At 56.3% G+C, this 19,263-nt stretch carries 20 protein-coding genes; 17 read left to right on the top strand and 3 right to left on the bottom strand.

All coding sequences use genetic code 11. The annotated features are described in order from the left end of the window. Nucleotides 1-5: 5 nt before the first annotated feature. Nucleotides 6-968, top strand: a complete 963-nt coding sequence (locus CRO87_RS14955) for a nickel/cobalt transporter (RefSeq protein ID WP_097163738.1) — start codon at nt 6-8, stop codon at nt 966-968. Between the two features lie 59 nt (nt 969-1,027). Here the strand turns inward: CRO87_RS14955 and proP are convergent, their stop codons facing one another. Beyond that, entirely contained in the window at nt 1,028-2,530 is a 1,503-nt protein-coding gene (gene proP, locus CRO87_RS14950) for a glycine betaine/L-proline transporter ProP (RefSeq protein ID WP_097163737.1), read from the bottom strand. Nucleotides 2,531-3,264: 734 nt separating this feature from the next. Here proP and kdgT point away from each other — a divergent pair. Next, nucleotides 3,265-4,260, top strand: a complete 996-nt coding sequence (kdgT, locus tag CRO87_RS14945; protein ID WP_097163736.1) for a 2-keto-3-deoxygluconate transporter — start codon at nt 3,265-3,267, stop codon at nt 4,258-4,260. A gap of 34 nt (nt 4,261-4,294) precedes the next feature. Here kdgT and CRO87_RS14940 read toward each other — a convergent pair whose 3' ends face one another. Together CRO87_RS14940 and crfC are read right to left on the bottom strand one after the other, a co-directional pair. Continuing rightward, nucleotides 4,295-5,167 carry a diguanylate cyclase regulator RdcB family protein gene (locus tag CRO87_RS14940; RefSeq protein WP_097163735.1) on the bottom strand — a complete coding sequence of 291 codons (873 nt, stop codon included), beginning with the start codon at nt 5,165-5,167 and terminating at the stop codon, nt 4,295-4,297. After that, nucleotides 5,164-7,509: a clamp-binding protein CrfC gene (gene crfC, locus CRO87_RS14935; RefSeq protein ID WP_097163734.1), complete on the bottom strand. Its 2,346-nt coding sequence runs from the start codon at nt 7,507-7,509 to the stop codon at nt 5,164-5,166. The genes CRO87_RS14940 and crfC overlap by 4 nt, the downstream gene beginning before the upstream one ends. Nucleotides 7,510-7,937: 428 nt before the next feature. On the opposite strand from crfC, the gene CRO87_RS14930 reads away from it, so the two are divergent. The 15 genes from CRO87_RS14930 (at nt 7,938) to CRO87_RS14860 (ending at nt 19,141) form a co-directional block, all read left to right on the top strand. Further along, nucleotides 7,938-8,273 carry a zinc ribbon domain-containing protein YjdM gene (locus CRO87_RS14930; protein ID WP_097163733.1) on the top strand — a complete coding sequence of 112 codons (336 nt, stop codon included), beginning with the start codon at nt 7,938-7,940 and terminating at the stop codon, nt 8,271-8,273. A gap of 180 nt (nt 8,274-8,453) precedes the next feature. Further along, nucleotides 8,454-8,885 (top strand): VOC family metalloprotein YjdN, encoded by a 432-nt coding sequence (gene yjdN / locus CRO87_RS14925; RefSeq protein WP_097163732.1) that lies wholly within the window; start codon nt 8,454-8,456, stop codon nt 8,883-8,885. Nucleotides 8,886-9,152: 267 nt separating this feature from the next. After that, nucleotides 9,153-9,878: a phosphonate metabolism transcriptional regulator PhnF gene (gene phnF, locus CRO87_RS14920; RefSeq protein ID WP_097163768.1), complete on the top strand. Its 726-nt coding sequence runs from the start codon at nt 9,153-9,155 to the stop codon at nt 9,876-9,878. After that, nucleotides 9,879-10,331: a phosphonate C-P lyase system protein PhnG gene (gene phnG, locus CRO87_RS14915; protein ID WP_097163731.1), complete on the top strand. Its 453-nt coding sequence runs from the start codon at nt 9,879-9,881 to the stop codon at nt 10,329-10,331. After that, complete coding sequence (gene phnH / locus CRO87_RS14910; protein ID WP_097163730.1) at nt 10,328-10,912, top strand: phosphonate C-P lyase system protein PhnH; 585 nt, start codon at nt 10,328-10,330, stop codon at nt 10,910-10,912. Before phnG ends, phnH begins: the two co-directional genes overlap by 4 nt. Beyond that, complete coding sequence (locus CRO87_RS14905) at nt 10,912-11,976, top strand: carbon-phosphorus lyase complex subunit PhnI (RefSeq protein ID WP_097163729.1); 1,065 nt, start codon at nt 10,912-10,914, stop codon at nt 11,974-11,976. Before phnH ends, CRO87_RS14905 begins: the two co-directional genes overlap by 1 nt. Continuing rightward, nucleotides 11,969-12,814, top strand: coding sequence for an alpha-D-ribose 1-methylphosphonate 5-phosphate C-P-lyase PhnJ (gene phnJ, locus CRO87_RS14900; protein ID WP_097163728.1), 846 nt, complete (start codon nt 11,969-11,971; stop codon nt 12,812-12,814). Before CRO87_RS14905 ends, phnJ begins: the two co-directional genes overlap by 8 nt. After that, the gene (phnK, locus tag CRO87_RS14895) at nt 12,811-13,569 is read left to right on the top strand and encodes a phosphonate C-P lyase system protein PhnK (RefSeq protein WP_097163727.1); all 759 of its coding nucleotides are present in this window, start codon (nt 12,811-12,813) and stop codon (nt 13,567-13,569) included. The genes phnJ and phnK overlap by 4 nt, the downstream gene beginning before the upstream one ends. A 101-nt stretch (nt 13,570-13,670) precedes the next feature. Next, nucleotides 13,671-14,351, top strand: a complete 681-nt coding sequence (gene phnL / locus CRO87_RS14890) for a phosphonate C-P lyase system protein PhnL (protein ID WP_097163726.1) — start codon at nt 13,671-13,673, stop codon at nt 14,349-14,351. Further along, nucleotides 14,348-15,484, top strand: coding sequence for an alpha-D-ribose 1-methylphosphonate 5-triphosphate diphosphatase (gene phnM, locus CRO87_RS14885; RefSeq protein ID WP_097163725.1), 1,137 nt, complete (start codon nt 14,348-14,350; stop codon nt 15,482-15,484). Before phnL ends, phnM begins: the two co-directional genes overlap by 4 nt. Continuing rightward, the gene (gene phnN, locus CRO87_RS14880) at nt 15,484-16,050 is read left to right on the top strand and encodes a ribose 1,5-bisphosphokinase (protein WP_097163724.1); all 567 of its coding nucleotides are present in this window, start codon (nt 15,484-15,486) and stop codon (nt 16,048-16,050) included. Before phnM ends, phnN begins: the two co-directional genes overlap by 1 nt. After that, on the top strand, nt 16,040-16,471 hold the full coding sequence (gene phnO, locus CRO87_RS14875) for an aminoalkylphosphonate N-acetyltransferase (protein WP_097163723.1): 432 nt from the start codon (nt 16,040-16,042) through the stop codon (nt 16,469-16,471). Before phnN ends, phnO begins: the two co-directional genes overlap by 11 nt. Before the next feature lie 94 nt (nt 16,472-16,565). Beyond that, nucleotides 16,566-17,324: a phosphonate metabolism protein PhnP gene (phnP, locus tag CRO87_RS14870; RefSeq protein ID WP_097163722.1), complete on the top strand. Its 759-nt coding sequence runs from the start codon at nt 16,566-16,568 to the stop codon at nt 17,322-17,324. Nucleotides 17,325-17,598: 274 nt separating this feature from the next. Continuing rightward, nucleotides 17,599-18,237: a response regulator gene (locus CRO87_RS14865; RefSeq protein WP_097163721.1), complete on the top strand. Its 639-nt coding sequence runs from the start codon at nt 17,599-17,601 to the stop codon at nt 18,235-18,237. Between the two features lie 304 nt (nt 18,238-18,541). Further along, entirely contained in the window at nt 18,542-19,141 is a 600-nt protein-coding gene (locus CRO87_RS14860; RefSeq protein WP_097163720.1) for a LuxR C-terminal-related transcriptional regulator, read from the top strand. Nucleotides 19,142-19,263: the final 122 nt, after the last annotated feature.

Raw genomic sequence — 19,263 nt, 5'->3', positions numbered from 1 at the left:
TGATTATGACGACTTCTGTTGCCCGGCGTGACTGGCGTATCCCCACGGCCATACTGCTTGCCGCCGTACTGCTGGCCTTTGCCTTCCAGCTGCATGCCCACTGGCCCGCCTTTATCCAGTGGTGCCTCGCCACCCAAATCACGCTGCACCGCTACCTGGTGATGTACCTGTTGCAGCTCAATAACCACCAGTACAGCGGTGGTCTGTGGCTGCTGGTCGGCTCCTTCATTTATGGTGTGCTGCACGCCATCGGCCCCGGTCACGGCAAATTTATTGTCACCACCTATCTCAGTACCCACGAAGAAAGTCTGCTTGCCGCGCGGGTGGTGCCGTTTATCGGCAGCCTTATGCAGGGCGTCAGCGCCATTTTGTTCGTGTTCATTCTCGCGGTGGGGATGAATCTGGCTTCCGGCGATCTCAGCGAAAGCCGTTGGTACATCGAAAAAATCAGCGCCGTGTTGATTGGCAGCTTCGGCGCGTTCGTTATCTGGCAAGCGCTCAAAAGCCTGAAACCGAAAGCAATGCGTATTCGCCGACTCACACCCGTGCAGGAGCACGCGCACGGCGCAGACTGTGGCTGTGGGCATCACGGCGTAGGTGCGGATATCACCCATGCCGACTGGAAAACTCGTGCGGGGATCGTGCTCGCTATCGGCGCACGCCCGTGCAGCGGTGCAATTATGATCCTGCTGTTCTCAAACGCACTCGGGATCGTCACCTGGGGGATAATGGCGGTCATGACGATGGCTTTTGGCACGGCGCTGTCGATTCTTGGCCTGTCGCTGGCGGTGCGCTACGCGCGCGAGCGTGCAGTGGCGTGGTTTGGTGAAGGCACCAGCCAGATCCGTTGGCTGATGCCTGCGGTGAAAATCATCGGCGGAGCGCTGATAATCCTGTTTGCCGTGGTGCTGTTTTTAACCGTCATCCCGATCAGCGCCAACGGCGATTACATTGCCGCCGGGTGCTAATCGGGCATAAAAAAACGCCTTCCGGCTGGAAGGCGTTTCGTCAGCTTCAAAACCCAATCTTATTCGTTAATGCGCGGATGCTGATCCACGAGGGTGGAACGCTTCGCCTGCAACGCTTCAATCTCCGCATCAATATCTTCGATTTTCTGTTCGATATTGTCGTGATGCTCGCGCAGAATTTCCTTCGCTTCCTGAATATCAGACGCGGCTGGCGTGGCGCCTTTCAGCGGTCGGTTAGCCGTTTCCTTCATGGTGATACCTGTCAGCAGGCCAATCACCGCGATGACCATCAGGTAATACGCAGGCATCATCAGGTTCTGAGTATACTCCACCAGCCATGCGGCCAGCGTCGGGGTCAGACCCGCAATCAGTACCGAAATGTTAAACGCACTTGCCAGCGCGCTGTAGCGGATATGGGTCGGGAACATCGCCGGCAGCGACGATGCCATTACACCGATAAAGCAGTTGAGGATCACCGCCAGCAGCAGCAGGCCGGAGAATATCAGAGCGATAACATCGCTGTTGATCATGATAAACGCCGGAATCGAGCACACAAACAGCAGCACGCTGCCGATCAGAATAAACGGACGGCGGCCAAAACGGTCACTCAGCATACCGATAATCGGCTGCACGAACAGCATCCCGACCATGATGGCGATGATAATCATCACACCGTGGTCTTCGGAATAATGCAGGTTGTGCGACAGGTAGCTCGGCATGTAGGTCAGCAGCATGTAGTAGGTGACGTTGGTAGAAATCACCATCCCCACGCAAACCAAGAGCGCACGCCAGTGTTTGGTGGCAATCTCTTTAAACGAAACCTTCGGCCCTTCCTGCAGGCCCTGACGATCGCCCTGCTCAAGCTTTTCGACGTGCTGCTGGAAGGCGGGTGTCTCTTCCAGCGCGTGACGCAGATACAAACCGATAATGCCTAATGGCAGCGCCAGGAAGAACGGCAGACGCCAGCCCCAGTCGAGGAAGTTGTCTTCGCCGACGATGGTGGAAATCAGCACCACCAGGCCCGCGCCAAGGACGAAGCCCGCGATCGAACCGAAGTCGAGCCAGCTGCCCATAAAGCCGCGTTTACGGTCAGGCGAATACTCGGCAACGAAGATAGAAGCCCCCGTGTACTCACCGCCCACCGAGAAGCCCTGCGCCATCTTACACAGCAGCAGCAGGATCGGTGCCCAGATGCCAATGGTGGCATACCCCGGGATCAGACCGATACAGAAGGTACTGAGCGACATGATGATGATGGTGATAGACAGGATTTTTTGGCGACCGTACTTATCGCCTAGCATTCCGAAAAACAGGCCGCCAAGCGGGCGGATCAGGAAGGGAACAGAGAAAGTCCCTAAAGCGGCAATCATCTGAACGCCGGGATCGGCATCCGGGAAGAAGACCTTACCAAGGGCGTAGGCCACAAAACCGTAAACGCCGAAATCGAACCATTCCATCGCATTACCGAGCGACGCGGCGGTGATCGCTTTGCGCAGCTTGCTGTCGTCGATGATGGTGACATCGCCCAGCGTAATCGGCTTAACTTTTTTCCTTTTTAGCATGTTGTCCTCGTTAACTATCGCCGTGAGCGCACGCCAGGGGTAACGAACGCAAAGGTTCGTGCGGGTGCGGTAGCGGGGCGGTAAAATGGCCGGGCCCCACATTTCAAGCGTAGCAGGTTTACTTACACTGGCTGCTCACAGCCTGTACAACCGAACCTGTTGACGCCTGCTCTGGCAGTAAAAGATTCTGACCAAAACCTCTGTGTGTAGTGATACTTTCTTTCTTACCCTAACAGCGTTTATATGTGTGATCAACTTCACGGAAAATATTGCTTACTGTTAAGTTGATTCATGAAACGTCAATAAGTTCAAATCGGATTTAGTCCCTTTCTTATATGCGGACTTGTCTCTGCGGCAGATAAAACCCTTTTCCATCCTCGATTTGCACATCATCCAGCCTGAATGTAATTGCTGTGCTAACGAATTTCACTCGACATTTATTTACATATAATTCACAGCCCCACTCATTATTAATGGCGGCCATCGCCTTTCCTCTGAATATGTGATCCACACAACTAAAACACCGTTTTATTTTCATTGAATCAATATTCCAATGATCGCATTATAACGCCAGAGCATCACCCCGCTGCGGACAGCAGCACACCAGACAGGCTACCTCTGCTTAGTTTTGCTCAGATAAACAAACAGATACCCGATTTTCTCATCGGCTAATTTGTTGAGACTCTTTTTCATGTCTTCCCGGTCTGCGGGCTTCAGGGAAGTGAGGATAGAAAATGAAAATTAAAGCCACGATTGAACGTATCCCCGGCGGGATGATGTTAGTCCCGTTACTGCTCGGTGCCGTATTAAATACCTTTGCGCCGGATACCGGGAATTATTTTGGTTCATTCACGAAAGGGATGATCGGCGGAACGGTACCTATTCTGGCGGTCTGGTTCTTCTGCATCGGGGCTTCCATTGATTTACGCGCCACCGGCACGGTTTTACGCAAATCAGGCACGCTGGTCATCACGAAAATTGCGGTTGCCTGGGTCGTGGCAATGATTGCAGCCTCCTTTATTCCTGACGAAGGTATTCAGACCGGTTTCTTCGCCGGACTCTCCGTACTGGCACTGGTGTCCGCCATGGACATGACCAACGGCGGCCTGTACGCCAGCCTGATGAACCAGTACGGTTCTAAAGAAGAATCGGGTGCGTTCGTGCTGATGTCGCTGGAATCCGGCCCGCTGATGACCATGGTTATCCTCGGTTCCGCAGGCCTCGCCTCTTTTGAACCACATCACTTCGTCGGGGCTGTGCTGCCGTTCCTGATTGGCTTTACGCTGGGTAACCTCGACCACGATTTCCGCGCCTTCTTCAGTAAGGCAACTCCGGTGCTGATTCCGTTCTTCGGCTTCGCACTCGGTAACACCATTAACCTGGGCGTCATCATGGACACCGGCCTGCTGGGTATCGTGCTGGGCGTGGCAGTGATTGTTATCACCGGTATTCCGCTGATTATTGCCGACCGTGTGATTGGCGGTGGGAACGGGACGGCAGGTGTGGCCGCGTCTTCAGCGGCAGGTGCTGCGGTGGCAAACCCGGTGATTATCGCGCAGATTAACCCAGCCTTTGAACCGGTTGCCGCTTCGGCAACGGCGCTGGTCGCAGCGAGCGTCATCGTCACCGCCATCCTGGTACCGATTATCACGGCACTGTATGCCAAACGTTTTGGTAAGGTTCAGGCAAAGCAGCCGGAGGCTGTGGCGGCAGAATCCCTGCACCATTAAGCAGACAAATGCCGGGCGGCATCTCGCCCGGCAATCAAACTTCATCCACGAACAACTCTTCAATCATCGCATCCACCAGCCTCGTTGCCGAACAAAGCCGCGGCATCCCCAGCGCCACCGGCTGCCAGGTTTGCGTCACCGACCAGCACACAGGCTGCAGCACCGCATCACAACGACTCCCGAGCCACGCCAGCATCTCTTTATGATCCATCAGGCCAACGGACGTCGGTGAGGCCAGCCACTGATGATAAAAATGCCGCGTTTCCTTTGCCGCGCCTATGCCCTCGCCAAGGTACTGGGAGGCCATTGAACGCAGACTGTCCTTCAGCAAGGTACGCACTTCGACGTTTGCCAGCCGCCACGCATCGCCGAAAGCGCCCCAACGCAACTCCTCCAGCACGATAAAACAGCGGCCCGCCAGCGACCACCCGTCATACTGACCGGCGTGCCAGCGGGTAAATACCTCATCACTGTGAATACCCGATTCCACCATGAGCCCGCGCTGCGTCAGCGCCCGCAGCTTGTACTCTGCACGCTGGCTGAACTGCTCACTGATAAGCACATACTGCTGTCGCAGCTCAGGCGAGCCCTGGCTTCTGGCCTGCAAAAGCCGCAAATAATGGCTCATGCGATCCAGCGCCAGATGGCCAGGATCGAACTGACTGGCGAGCTTCTCCGCAAGCCCGAGGCGCATGGCGGGATTATCGCTGAACAACCCCGCCACCGACCAGGGGCGCAGCTGCGTTTGTGCCAGAATTTCATTCATCAGGCGTTCGCGAAACTGTTGCTGTTGCGGGGCGAGCCTGTGCTGCCGGGGGTTTTCAATCCCCAGCACAAGATCCACTATAAATCGGGCATGGAGGGATTCCAGACAGCGGCCCGGCCCCTCCAGCAATCGCGTGTTCATCTTTGTTCAGCCGCAAAAAGGGTTTGAATGTCATCGCGCAAAAGGCGCGCATCCTCTTCAATCCAGCGCACCGTCGCGAGGCCCTGCGTGAGCTGCTGGCAGAGCGCGTTAACCGTGGATTGATGCTGCTGGCGTAACGTCAGGCTCTCCTGCAAACTTTTCTGTAGGCCGCTGAGGCTCTGCGAAAACTCTGCAAAGAAGGTCTCCATTCCCGCCGTAACAGAGACATCGACTTGCGTAGCCAAAGCTTTAAGGATTTGTGCACAGAAGGTCGACACGCTGTCGACAATTCGCCCCTTAATGGCATTTACATCAATGATATAACGCGTTTTGGTCAACACATAGTCGTCCCAACCCCAGTTGGGATTGTTCAGCCAGCGGCTGACGGTTTCCCGCATCCCGCCGCGCACGCTGCCCACCGGCAAATCTTCCGTCTCGATGGTGCCGTTAAACCAGTGCGGCATAGTGATTTGCAGTGCGCCGGACTGAAACACCGGCAGCGCGATCCGCGTGCGGAACCCGGCACGATGCAGCTCTTCCTTCACGTGAGATTCAATCGGCTTGAGGGCATCGTCCAGCGAACGGCTGAGCGACGTTTCCAGCTGGCTGAAGCGCAACGACAGCTCGCGGATAAGGGTCTGCTGGCAGGCAAACACCGTACTTTCGCAATCCGCACGGATGATATTGAGCAGGCGAGTGGCCTGCGCTTCGTCTTCAAGGATAAGCTCACCGCTGCCAGCCTGCTGCGACCAGTTGAGTTCCGCCCCGTGAGAAAGGCTCATCAACCTCAGGTTGTCGGGGCTGAAACTGCTGTCGATAAGCTGCAAAATCTCCTGCTGCTGCCCGGCGATAAAGGTTTCGGCGGCCTCCATCGCCTGGCCGACTTCGTGATGAATCTCTTCGCTGACCACCCGCTGACGCACGCCAAACTGCGCCATGTCCTCTTCCAGCCGCGCGATATTCTCCTGCAGCTGCCCGGCGGCCACCGTCAGCCCCTGCAGGCGGAACTCCAGAAAATCCCTCGCGTTTTGCGCATAATTGAGCAGCTTGTGCGAAGCGGAACGCAGCGCGAACAGGGAAGCATTGGCATGTGCCGCATGCAGCAACCTGTTAATCGGCTTTTCAAACAGCGAATCTTCCCACAGTAAATCCGCAGCGTGGCGAATGTGGGTGACGTCATCCAGATCGGCGGTGCGCCAGCGGCGGCCCAGCGCCGCCTCGGCAAAATCCTGCACCCAGCGCTGCTCCTGGTGATCGGGCAGTTTGCCGTGGATGTTCAGCTCATGGCGGGCGCGATTAGCCAGATAGCCCCACATCGACGACACCGGAAAAATCTGCCCCGGCGTAATAAAGCCCTTCATCAGGGTGCCGGAAATCATCGCCCGCACCTGATCTTCATCATCGCTGTTACGGTCCTTCTGATCGAACTTGTTGACCAGCGCGTAGAGCGGTACCGACTTGCTGACCGCGGCAATGGCCTGCCGCACTTCCTGATCGGAAATTGACTTCAACTGGGTGTAATCCATCACCGCCAGCACTGCCGACGCGCGGGCGAGCTGCTCATTGAGCATTTTTTGCAGATGCGGCTGTCCGGCCTCGTTAGGCCCCGGCGTGTCCAACAGCGTCAGCTGTCCGGCGTTTTCGCCCAGCCCCGCCAGATGAACAAACTCCACCTCAATCACCGGAATGTGCTCAATCGCGGCGTAGTCGGCGAAGGGAAAATCAACGTCCAACGCCCGGGAGAGCCGCACCAGATCGTTGAGGCTTTTCAGGCACTGAAATATCGGCTGTGCGCCGAGGTAATGTTTTTCAAACGCGACGCCGCCGATAATACGGTCGAGCAGCACGTTCATGTCTTTATCCATTTCCAGCCTGAGCGCCAGTTTTGCCCGATCGATACTGCAAAGCTTCTCCTGCAGTTCGTGCATTAAGCGCTCTATAGGTTCAACATGAATAAAATTCAGCACCGGCTCTTTTTGGCCCTGGGTGTGACGAATAAGGGTTGGTAATGCCGTCATCGGGCGATTGCGGTTCGGTAGAACCTCCGTCCCCACAATGGCATTAATGGTGGTCGATTTCCCGGCTTTCATTGTGCCGACAATTGCCAGCACCATTTCAAGGCGAGTAATTTTGCGCAGCTCGTTATTCAGCGTGCCCTGCTGGGTACTCAGTAAATGATTCCCCGGATGACGGCTATGCGCCCCCCCAGGCGCCTCCGACAAGGCCTGCAAATCGCTAAACGAGTGGCCCGGAAGCCCGTTCAGAGTAGCGAGATGTTGCAACGCCAGAGCGAGCAGGCGCTCGGCTTCCTGACTCAATTCAAATATTGTCTGTGTGTACATGGTTAAAGTATTCCCTTAACGCAAATTTTATAACTTTTATTAGTCAGACTTTTTTATTTCCCGATTTTAATTTCTTATATAATTATCGACCCACAACGGATTCCGCAGGGCTTAAAAAATCAGGAGATATACAGATTAGCGCCATAAGCAACATTCGACAGGATATATTGCATATAAATTTCCTGCCTGATTTAGTAGGGATAAGGTAGCGCCGGGTAATAATCAGATATGTGATCTTCACCATAACGTAAACTGCATTCATCGGCAATTTCGAAACGTCAAATTTGTACCGGCAGACGTTTGCTGTACAGGCTTATAGCAAATAGTCCCGACAAAATTGTGGACATGCAGTATAATGAGCCATACTTTTAGCGCTCAGCGGCGGTTTTCATGGTCTGTGGCGCATTTTCAATTATTACGAGGTTCCTATGTCTCTGCCACATTGCCCAAAATGCAACTCTGAATATACCTATGAAGATAACGGCGTATTTATCTGCCCTGAATGCGCCCATGAGTGGAACGATGCCGAGCCTGCGCAGGACAGCGACGCGCTTATTGTAAAAGATGCTAACGGCAACCTGCTGGCCGACGGCGACAGCGTCACCGTGGTGAAGGATCTGAAAGTCAAAGGCAGCTCTTCGATGCTGAAAATCGGCACAAAAGTGAAGAATATCCGCCTTGTAGAAGGCGATCACAACATCGACTGCAAAATTGATGGTTTTGGCCCGATGAAGCTGAAATCTGAGTTCGTGAAAAAGAACTGATTTCACCTTTTTTGCCCGGTGGTGGCTGCGCCTTACCGGGCCTACGAGGTAATGCTGGTTTTGTAGGCCCGGCAAACAACGTGCCGCCGGGCTATTTCCTCCCCCCCAACTCTTACCGCTTGGTTACTTTCACGCCGCGTAACTACACTTATCGGGTCAATTCAGACCGAGGTCATCGTTATGCCTTTAAGTCCCTACATCTCTTTTGCCGGTAACTGCAAAGAAGCCCACGCGTTTTATCAACAGGCGCTGAACGCAGAAGTCGGTTACACCATTACCTTTGGCGAAATGCCCAAATCAGAAAACAGCGAAGAAGGCTGCCCCTCAGGCATGAGCTTCCCGCCTGACGCCATCGCCCACTCTAACGTCCGTATTGCGGGCAGCGACATCATGATGAGCGACGGGATGACCAGCAGCGTCAGCTACTCCGGCTTCACGCTGGTGCTCGACACTCAGGACGTGAACGAAGGGAAGCGCTGGTTCGATGCCCTGGCGCAGGGCGGCAACGTCGAAATGGACTGGCAGGAAACCTTCTGGGCGCACGGGTTTGGCAAAGTCGCTGATAAGTTCGGCGTGCCCTGGATGATAAACGTCGTCAAACAGCCGCAGTAATCCCCTTCAGGGCGAGGCCACTCGCCCTGTCACACGACTCACCTCAACTCTTCATCTCTCAGTCACCGTGCCTTAACGGCGCTGTCATATTGCCTCGTCAGGATGTGGGCAGTTTCCCCTCACCCCGGCCCTCTCCCCTGAGGGGCGAGGGAGAAAAACCACTGCACCTTGTTATACCGAAGCGCCTTGCTGTTCCCTCTCCCTTACAGGGAGAGGGTTAGGGTGAGGGTTACAGGCGAGGCATACGTTGAAGAGGTCTACCTTATGATCCACCTGTCCAGACATCCGACCAGTTACCCGACGCGCTATGAGGAAATTGCCGCGAAGCTCGAACAGGAGTTGCGCAGCCAGTACCGCTGCGGAGACTACCTCCCGGCTGAGCATCAGCTGGCGGCCCGCTTTGAGGTCAATCGCCACACCCTGCGCCGCGCCATCGATCAGTTGGTGGAAAAAGGCTGGGTGCAGCGCCGTCAGGGCGTGGGCGTACTGGTGCTGATGCGGCCATTTGACTACCCGCTCAACGCTCAGACGCGCTTCAGCCAGAATCTGCTCGACCAGGGCAGCCATCCTACCAGCGAAAAACTGCTGTCGGTGCTGCGCCCGGCCTCCGGTCACGTGGCTGATGCGCTGGGTATCCAGGAGGGCGACAACGTTATTCATCTGCGCACCCTGCGCCGCGTCAACGGCGTCGCGCTGTGCCTCATCGACCACTACTTTGCCGACATGCAGTTCTGGCCTGCCCTGCAGCGCTTCAGCAGCGGCTCGCTGCACGATTTCCTGCACGCCGAGCTGGGCTTAAGCCTGACGCGCACCCAGACGCGCATCAGCGCCCGTCGCGCCCAGGCGAAAGAGAGCAAAGTTCTCGAGATCCCGAATATGGCGCCGCTGCTGTGCGTGCGCACCCTGAACCATCGTGAAGGCGAGGCCAATGCGGCGGAGTACTCCGTCAGCCTGACCCGCGCCGACATGATTGAATTCACCATGGAGCACTGAATGCCCTTCGATACCGCAACCCGCCAGCGCTGGATGTCGGCGCTGGCCCACAGCGAGCCCGCTACGCTCGCCGCACGCATGCAGGCCCTGAAGCTAGCGCCTGAATATGAAACCCTCCGTGCGCCCGAGAGCGGTCTGGTGCAAATTCAGGCCCGGATGGGCGCCACGGGTTCCCGCTTCTTCGCCGGAGATGCAACGCTGACCCGCGCCGCCGTGCGCCTGACCGACGGAACAATCGGCTACAGCTGGCTCCTCGGGCGTGACAAAGCACACGCTGAACGCTGTGCACTGGTGGACGCCCTGCTGCAAAACGACGCCCACTTTCAGACCCTGATGGAAACCTTAATTGCCCCGCTGGAAGCCGAACGCGAGGCGCGTATAAGCGCGCGTCAGGCTGAACTGAACGCCAGCCGGGTGGACTTCTTTACCTTAGTGCGTGGAGACAACGCATGACCCTACAGACCGCTTTCCCTCTTCCGGTGCAGGATGCCCAGCACAGTTTCCGCCGTCTGCTGAAGGCCATGAGCGAGCCCGGCGTGATTGTGTCCCTGCATCAGCACAAGCACGGCTGGCAGCCGCTCTCCCCCGCGTCCACCAGCGTGCTGCTGACGCTCGCCGACAACGACACCCCGGTGTGGCTGTCGGCGGCCATGGACAACGACATCGCCCGCCAGAACCTGCGCTTTCATACCAACGCCCCGCTGGTTGAGCAGCCGCACCACGCGCTGTTCGCCGTGACCGATGCCTCCATCAGCACCGAACAGCTGAACGCGCTCTGCGCTGGCAGCGCCATCGCCCCGGAAACCAGCGCCACGCTGATTGTCCAACTGAGCAGTCTGAGCGGTGGTCGCATGTTGCGCCTCACAGGCGCGGGCATTCTGGAAGAGCGAATGATCGCCCCGCAGCTGCCGGAATGCATCCTGCATGAGCTGACCGAACGCCCGCACCCGTTCCCGCTGGGCATTGACCTGATCCTGACCTGTGGCGACCGGCTGCTGGCCATCCCGCGCACCACTCACGTGGAGGTTTGCTGATGTACGTTGCCGTCAAAGGGGGCGAAAAGGCCATCGCCGCCGCGCACGCTTTGCAGGAGCAAAAACGTCGTGGCAATCCGGCTTTGCCGGAGATCGCCGTCGAACAAATCGACCAGCAGCTCAATCTCGCCGTTGACCGGGTGATGACCGAAGGCGGCATCGCCGATCGCGAACTGGCGGCCCTGGCGCTGAAGCAGGCGAGCGGCGATAGCGTCGAAGCCATCTTTCTGCTGCGCGCCTACCGCACTACGCTTGCAAAATTCGCCGTCAGCGAGCCGATTAACACCGCCGACATGCGCATCGAGCGCCGCATTTCCGCCGTCTACAAAGACGTGCCCGGCGGACAGCTGCTCGGCCCGACTTACGATTACACCCATCGCCTGCTGGATTTCACCCTGCTGGCTAACGGTGAAACGCCTGAAGTTCGCACCAGCGATGAACAACCTGCCGCCTCGCCGCATGTGTTCAGCCTGCTGACTCGCCAGGGACTGGCGAAGGCCGAAGAGGACACCGGCGACACGCCGGACGACATTACCCGTACGCCGCCGGTTTACCCGTGCTCGCGCGCCTCACGCCTGCAACAGCTGATGCGCGGCGACGAGGGCTATCTGCTGGCGCTGGCCTACTCCACGCAGCGCGGCTACGGGCGTAACCATCCGTTTGCCGGGGAGATTCGCAGCGGTCACGTTGACGTAGAAATCGTGCCGGAAGAGCTTGGTTTTGCGGTGAACGTCGGCGAACTGCTGATAACCGAATGCGAAATGGTCAACGGCTTTGTCGACCCGGAAGATGAAGCGCCGCACTTTACGCGCGGCTACGGGCTGGTGTTTGGCCTCAGCGAACGTAAAGCGATGGCGATGGCGCTGATGGACCGCGCGCTACAGGCACCAGAGTACAGCGAGCACATCGCGGGCCCGGCGCAGGACGAAGAGTTCGTGCTGGCCCACGCCGATAACGTCGAGGCCGCAGGCTTCGTCTCGCACCTCAAACTGCCCCACTACGTCGATTTCCAGGCCGAACTGGAACTGCTTAAACGCCTGCAACAGGAGCGCAACCGTGGCTAATCTCAGCGGCTATAACTTCGCGTATCTCGACGAACAGACCAAGCGCATGATTCGCCGCGCCATCCTGAAAGCCGTCGCCATTCCGGGCTATCAGGTACCCTTCGGCGGGCGTGAAATGCCGATGCCTTACGGCTGGGGCACCGGCGGCATCCAGCTCACCGCCAGCGTCATCGGCGAAGCGGACGTGCTGAAGGTGATTGACCAGGGCGCCGACGACACCACCAACGCCGTGTCGATCCGCAACTTCTTCAAACGCGTCACCGGCGTCAACACCACGGAAAAAACCGAAGATGCGACGCTTATCCAGACGCGTCACCGCATTCCCGAAACGCCGCTGGTTGAAGATCAGATCCTGATTTTCCAGGTGCCAATCCCTGAGCCATTGCGCTTTATCGAGCCGCGGGAAACCGAAACCCGCACCATGCATGCGCTGGAAGAGTACGGCGTGATGCAGGTGAAACTGTACGAAGACATCGCCCGCTTCGGCCACATCGCCACCACCTACGCCTATCCGGTAAAGGTCAACGAGCGCTACGTGATGGATCCGTCGCCAATCCCGAAATTCGATAACCCGAAAATGGACAACATGCCTGCGCTGCAGCTGTTTGGCGCCGGGCGCGAGAAGCGCATCTACGCCGTGCCGCCGTACACCCGCGTGGAAAGCCTCGATTTCGACGATCACCCGTTCACCGTGCAGCAGTGGGATGAGCCCTGCGCCATCTGCGGCTCGCGCCACAGCTACCTCGATGAAGTGGTGCTCGACGATTCCGGCAAACGGATGTTTGTCTGCTCCGATACCGACTACTGCCGCCAACAGAGTGAGGCGCTAAGCCAATGAATCAGCCGTTACTTTCGGTCAATAACCTGACCCACCTTTATGCGCCAGGCAAAGGCTTCACCGACGTCTCCTTTGAGCTGTGGCCGGGCGAGGTGCTCGGCATCGTCGGCGAGTCCGGCTCCGGCAAAACCACGCTGCTGAAGGCCATTTCCGCACGTCTCGCGCCGCAACAGGGCGAAGTCATTTACGAAAACCAGTCGCTGTACGGCATGAGCGAAGGCGAGCGCCGCCGCCTGCTGCGCACCGAATGGGGCGTCGTCCATCAGCACCCGATGGACGGCCTGCGCCGCCAGGTTTCGGCGGGCGGCAACATCGGTGAACGCCTGATGGCCACCGGCGCGCGCCACTACGGCAACATCCGCGAAACCGCACAGCAGTGGCTGGAGGCTGTGGAAATTCCACCCTCACGCATCGACGAACTGCCCACCACCTTCTCCGGCGGCATGCAGCAGCGTCTGCAAATCGCCCGCAACCTGGTGACCCACCCGAGGCTGGTGTTTATGGACGAACCGACGGGCGGGCTGGACGTTTCCGTACAGGCGCGCCTGCTCGACCTGCTCAGAGGCCTGGTGGTGGAACTGGATCTGGCGGTGGTGATTGTCACCCATGATTTGGGCGTCGCGCGCCTGCTGGCCGACCGCCTGATGGTGATGAAAGAGGGTCAGGTGGTGGAAAGTGGATTAACCGACCGCGTGCTCGACGATCCACATCATCCGTATACCCAGCTGCTCGTGTCATCCGTGTTGCAGAACTGATTTTTGTCGGGTGGCAGCTTTGCCTTACCCGACCTACAGCGGCGTGTTTTTGTAGGCCGGGTCAGCGAAGCGCCACCCGGCAACCGAACCAAGAGGCCAACATGATTCGCGTTGAAAACCTGAGTAAAACCTTCGTCCTGCATCATCAAAACGGCATTCACCTGCCGGTGCTCTGGAAAGCTGAGCTGACGGTCAACGCCGGGGAGTGCGTGGTGCTGCACGGCCATTCCGGCAGCGGTAAATCGACGCTCTTACGCTCGCTTTACGCCAACTATCTGCCGGACACCGGCCACATTCACGTGAAGCACGGCGAGGAGTGGGTCGATTTAGTCACGGCTCCGGCGCGCAAAGTGCTGGAAGTGCGTAAAAGCACCATCGGCTGGGTAAGCCAGTTCCTGCGCGTTATCCCGCGTGTTTCAGCGCTGGACGTGGTCATGCAGCCCTTGCTGGATCTCGGCGTGCCACGCGAAGAGTGCTATGTCAAAGCCGCGAGCCTGTTAACGCGCCTGAACGTGCCGGAACACCTGTGGCACCTCGCGCCTTCAACCTTCTCCGGCGGCGAACAGCAGCGCGTCAATATCGCCCGTGGGTTTGTTGTGGACTACCCGATTCTGCTGCTTGATGAACCCACCGCCTCGCTGGATGAAAAGAACAGTGCCGCCGTGGTTCAGCTTATCGATGAAGCCAAAGCGCGCGGCGCGGCGATCGTCGGTATTTTCCATGATGAAGCGGTGCGCACCCGCGTCGCCGACCGTCTGCACCCGATGGGAGCCGCAGCATGATTATCAACAACGTGAAGTTAGTGCTTGAAAACGAAGTGGTTCACGGCTCAATCGACATTCAGGACGGCGTCATCCGCACCTTCGCCGAAACCCAAAGCCAGAACCCACAGGCGATGGACGGCGAAGGCGGCTGGCTGCTGCCCGGTCTTATCGAATTGCACACCGATAACCTCGATAAGTTCTTCACCCCACGCCCGAAAGTGGACTGGCCCGCACACTCCGCCATGAGCAGCCACGACGCATTGATGGTGGCGAGCGGCATCACCACCGTGCTGGACGCAGTGGCGATTGGTGACGTGCGTGACGGCGGCGACCGGCTGGAAAACTTAGAGAAGATGATCAACGCCGTCGAGGACACGCAAAAGCGCGGCCTTAACCGCGCCGAACACCGTCTGCACCTGCGCTGCGAGCTGCCGCATTTCACCACCCTGCCGCTGTTTGAAAAGCTGGTCGACCGTGAACTGGTGTCGCTGGTGTCGCTGATGGATCACTCGCCGGGCCAGCGCCAGTACGCTGACCGTTCCAAATACCGCGAGTATTATCAGGGCAAATATCACCTGACCAACGAGCAGATGGAACGCTTCGAGGCCGAACAAACCGCGCTGGCGGAGGAGTGGTCGTATCCGAACCGGATGGCGATTTCCGAAGCCTGCCGCGCACGCGACATCGCCCTGGCAAGCCACGACGACGCGACTCATGCACATGTGCTGGAATCGCATCAAATTGGCAGCGTGATCGCCGAATTTCCCACCACGTTTGAGGCAGCGGAATCTTCCCGCCTGCTGGGAATGAACGTGCTGATGGGCGCGCCGAACATCGTGCGCGGCGGCTCGCACTCCGGCAACGTAGCGGCTCACGAACTGGCCTCAAGAGGCCTGCTCGATATTCTCTCGTCTGACTATTACCCGGCGAGCCTGCTGGATGCCGCCTTCCGCATCGCAGACGACGATCGCAACGCGTTCAGCCTGCCGCAGGCGATTCACCTTGTGACGCGCAACCCGGCGCGGGCGCTAAACCTGGATGACCGTGGCGTGATTGCCGAAGGCAAACGCGCAGACCTGGTGCTGGTGCACCGCAAAGGCGAGCACGTCCATATCGACCACGTGTGGCGCCAGGGCAAGAGGGTGTTCTGATGACGGGAAGGCTTATCTGGTTAGTCGGCCCTTCCGGGTCAGGGAAAGACAGCCTGCTGGCAGCGCTGCGCCAGCGGGAGCACGCACGCATGCTGGTCGCGCATCGCTACATCACCCGCCCGGCCAACGCCGGAAGTGAAAACCATATCGCGCTCAGCGAGCATGAATTTTTCACCCGCGCCGAGCGTCAGCTTTTTGCCCTGAGCTGGCACGCTAACGCACTGTATTACGGCGTCGGCATTGAAATCGACGTCTGGCTGCACGCCGGGTTTGACGTGGTGGTGAACGGCTCGCGGGCGCATCTCCCGCAGGCCAAAGCACGCTACGCCGAGGCTCTGCTGCCGGTGTGCCTGCAGGTTTCACCCGACGTGCTGCGCAGCCGCCTCGAACAGCGCGGGCGGGAAACGCAAAAAGAGATAGCCCAGCGCCTGGACCGCGCCGCTCGCTACACGCCAGACAACTGTTTAATGCTGAACAACGACGGCAGTCTGCTACAGTCTGTGGACATCTTTTTGCAGATGATCCTCACCCATGGCAATCAGAAAGAGAATCAGCATGTCCTGTAACCTTCGTCCCGCAAGCCTCGCCGATACTGAAGCGGTTTATGGCCTGATATGTGAACTGAAACAGAAAGCGTATGACCGGCACACCTTCGCGGCGGGCTTTGCCGCCAACCTCAGTCACCTGCAGCAGCGCTATCAGCTGGCCGAGGTGAACGGCGAAATCGTCGGACTTATCGGCATCCAGATCATGTTCCCGCTGAACCTCAACTGCTGGATTGGTGAGGTTCAGGAACTGGTCGTTCTGCCACAGATGCGCGGCCTGAACGTCGGGAAAGCGTTGCTGGAGTGGGCCGAAGAGGAGGCCCGCAATCGCGGCGCAAGCCTGATGGAGCTGTCCAGCGGCAAGGTGCGCACCGATGCGCACCGTTTCTACCAGCGCGAAGGGTACGAGCAGAGCCATTTTCGGTTTAAGAAAGCGCTGTGAACAATTGCCCGGCGGCACTGCGCTTGCCGGGCCTACGGTTTTGTAGGCTGGGTAAGGCGAAGCCGCCACCCGGCGCACCCTGACGAGGAAAACCATGAACCTGTCCATCCGCCTTACTGGCACCGGCGGCGCGCAGCTGGTGCCCGCTTTTGGCTGCGAATGCAAAGCCTGCCAGCGTGCCCGACTCAACCCCGATTTTCGCCGTCGCCCGTGCAGCGCTGAAGTGCGCTACAACGACGCCGTCACTCTGCTGGATGCGGGCATTCCGGACCTGATGGACCACCATTCGGCGGGCAGCTTCCGCCAGTTTTTACTCACCCATTACCATATGGATCACGTCCAGGGCCTGTTTCCGCTGCGCTGGGGCGTGGGCGAGAAAATTCCCGTTTACGGCCCGCCAGACGAACAGGGCTGCGACGATCTCTTCAAGCACCCTGGCCTGCTCGATTTCAGCTTCACCGTCGAGCCGTTTGTAGCATTTGAGCTACAGGGCTTGCGGGTCACACCGCTGCCGCTCAACCACTCAAAGCTCACTTTCGGCTACCTGCTGGAATCCGCCCACAGTCGCGTCGCCTGGCTCTCAGACACGGCCGGGCTGCCGGAGAAAACGCTGAAATTTTTACTCAACAATCACCCGCAGGTGATGATCATCGACTGCAGCCATGAGCCGCGCGCAGAGCCGCCGCGCAATCATTGCGATCTGAACACAGTGATAAAGATCAACGAGATCGTCCGCTGCCCGCGCGTGGTACTGACGCATATCAGCCATCAGTTCGACTCGTGGATGATGGACAATCCACTGCCGGAAGGGTTTGAAGCGGGGTTTGACGGGATGGAGATTGCGCTTGAATAGCGCCAGGGATCGGCTTCAATATGGATTGTTTAACAAATCTTATTCTCTCTTAAATGTTTCACCAATGATTTTTATAGCTATTTTTATCGGCTCTGTGGGATTGCCATACCAGAATAAAACCAGCATTAGGATGCAATAACCAGATGACTAAGAAATACCTCCTATAGCCTAAGATGTGTCTTGCATACCTATCATATCTAATTCCCTGGCATATAAGTTAAAAAGTATCCCTGATATTATTGAGGCATCATCCCTTCCAACTATAGTTGGTGTTATGGTTAAAACTGTACTTATTGCGGACGATCATCCTGTTTGCTTACTTGGACTCAAGACATTGTTAAATACAAGGAAAGATCTTTACAATGTTGTTCATGAATCGATGAATTCGGATGACGTAATGATGAAGCTGGCGATTCAACCGGTCGATATTATTATTACCGATCTGTGCATGCCTGGAATTCATTTTCCTGATGGGATTACCATGGTGCGGAAGCTAGTGAGGGATTACCCGCAATGCATAATTGTGGTGGTAACCATGATATCCAATCCAGGGCTGCTGGCAACTATACGAAGTTTTGGCGTTAAGGTGTTGAGTAAAAACAGCATGTTGACCGATCTGCTGAAAATCCTGCGCTGTTCTTCGCGCAGTATGAAAATGGCGGAAAAACCTATAACCCAACTCACGCAGAGGGAAACTGAAGTGGTTCGTTTGTTACTGAGTGGCATGACCGTCAATGAGATAAGCGGCTATTTTAACCGAACTAAACAGACAATCAGTGCGCAAAAGAAGAGCGCGATGTGCAAACTGGGGGCGGCAAATGATTTCGAGCTTTTTCAGTGTGCTCAGACTGCCGGGCTGGGTACTGAGGTTAGCATGTCGTCTACCACCAAGAGCACTGTATTGCTGCCATAGCGCGGCGGCAGTATTTGAACAGAAACTCGCGATTATGCAGACTCAGTACCCTAAGGTTCGGCATCAACGAAATAAGTGCCTGGCCAAGACCTGGATTCTTGCCGAGCTCTGTCAGGAGGGTATCTCCAGAATTTAGTCATTTCTTAAAACTGTCCCCGGAAGGGGTTTTTAAAAAAGAGATCCCTGGTAAGATTTTAAGGAACTTCTTAGTAAGTGGTTAGCACATCCTATTGTTTTGTATGGCTTTGTTGGCAAAAATCGCTTTCATCAATCCAAAATAGAATAATACCAAACAAGGGATGTTATGAAACCAATAATGATAATGGATCATTGCTGCTATACTAAGAGTGGAATTATCAATCAAATAGGGAAAATAAAGTCCAGAGATATCATTCTCGATATCAGCTCAACAAACACCCTTGGTGATTTATTTAAAAACATAACTCCCCGTATCGTAGTGATTAATGAAGATATTATTAATGAGAACATCCCTTGTTTAAATGAAATTAAGAAAATAATATCAGAACATGTTGATGTTTTATTTGTCATCTTCGTTACCTCTTTTAACTTACGCTATCAGGAACTGGTATTGCTTGATGACAACGTGATTATTTGCTCTAAAGAGATTGATACTTTGACGCTGAACGCCCTGTTTTCCTCCAATTTTTTCAGTACCCCTGTCGCCGATAATATCTGCAAATTTATTCTGAGTCCAAAGGAGCGCATGCTGGTGAGTTTATGGATGGCAGGCATGAACACATCTGACATTAGCAAGGCTCTCAGTATTTGTTCAAAAACAGTTTCCACCCATAAAGGGAATATCAAGAAGAAACTAAGAACCCATAATATGCAGGTCATTTATAATGTGATGCGTATGTCGAAACTCCTGTTACTGACACCCTAGTCATATCACATCAACTTGCATGGATGGTTTAAGGTGCAATTACCCTAACCCACTGGGTTATCTCGCCTGATTGCAACTCTGATGACCGCCCTGCTCATTACCTTTCTCAATCAGGCAATCCG

Source organism: Enterobacter sp. CC120223-11, assembly GCF_900215375.1.
Lineage (GTDB): Bacteria > Pseudomonadota > Gammaproteobacteria > Enterobacterales > Enterobacteriaceae > Scandinavium.
This window is presented reverse-complemented; position numbering and strand designations above follow the sequence as displayed.

Excerpts from the sequence above, each read along its gene's own strand:
- CRO87_RS14955 (WP_097163738.1), top strand. The coding sequence starts at position 6 with ATGACGACTTCTGTTGCCCGGCGTGACTGGCGTATCCCCACGGCCATA.
- proP (WP_097163737.1), bottom strand. The coding sequence starts at position 2,530 with ATGCTAAAAAGGAAAAAAGTTAAGCCGATTACGCTGGGCGATGTCACC.
- kdgT (WP_097163736.1), top strand. The coding sequence starts at position 3,265 with ATGAAAATTAAAGCCACGATTGAACGTATCCCCGGCGGGATGATGTTA.
- CRO87_RS14940 (WP_097163735.1), bottom strand. The coding sequence starts at position 5,167 with ATGAACACGCGATTGCTGGAGGGGCCGGGCCGCTGTCTGGAATCCCTC.
- crfC (WP_097163734.1), bottom strand. The coding sequence starts at position 7,509 with ATGTACACACAGACAATATTTGAATTGAGTCAGGAAGCCGAGCGCCTG.
- CRO87_RS14930 (WP_097163733.1), top strand. The coding sequence starts at position 7,938 with ATGTCTCTGCCACATTGCCCAAAATGCAACTCTGAATATACCTATGAA.
- yjdN (WP_097163732.1), top strand. The coding sequence starts at position 8,454 with ATGCCTTTAAGTCCCTACATCTCTTTTGCCGGTAACTGCAAAGAAGCC.
- phnG (WP_097163731.1), top strand. The coding sequence starts at position 9,879 with ATGCCCTTCGATACCGCAACCCGCCAGCGCTGGATGTCGGCGCTGGCC.
- phnH (WP_097163730.1), top strand. The coding sequence starts at position 10,328 with ATGACCCTACAGACCGCTTTCCCTCTTCCGGTGCAGGATGCCCAGCAC.
- CRO87_RS14905 (WP_097163729.1), top strand. The coding sequence starts at position 10,912 with ATGTACGTTGCCGTCAAAGGGGGCGAAAAGGCCATCGCCGCCGCGCAC.
- phnK (WP_097163727.1), top strand. The coding sequence starts at position 12,811 with ATGAATCAGCCGTTACTTTCGGTCAATAACCTGACCCACCTTTATGCG.
- phnL (WP_097163726.1), top strand. The coding sequence starts at position 13,671 with ATGATTCGCGTTGAAAACCTGAGTAAAACCTTCGTCCTGCATCATCAA.
- phnM (WP_097163725.1), top strand. The coding sequence starts at position 14,348 with ATGATTATCAACAACGTGAAGTTAGTGCTTGAAAACGAAGTGGTTCAC.
- phnN (WP_097163724.1), top strand. The coding sequence starts at position 15,484 with ATGACGGGAAGGCTTATCTGGTTAGTCGGCCCTTCCGGGTCAGGGAAA.
- phnO (WP_097163723.1), top strand. The coding sequence starts at position 16,040 with ATGTCCTGTAACCTTCGTCCCGCAAGCCTCGCCGATACTGAAGCGGTT.
- phnP (WP_097163722.1), top strand. The coding sequence starts at position 16,566 with ATGAACCTGTCCATCCGCCTTACTGGCACCGGCGGCGCGCAGCTGGTG.
- CRO87_RS14865 (WP_097163721.1), top strand. The coding sequence starts at position 17,599 with ATGGTTAAAACTGTACTTATTGCGGACGATCATCCTGTTTGCTTACTT.
- CRO87_RS14860 (WP_097163720.1), top strand. The coding sequence starts at position 18,542 with ATGAAACCAATAATGATAATGGATCATTGCTGCTATACTAAGAGTGGA.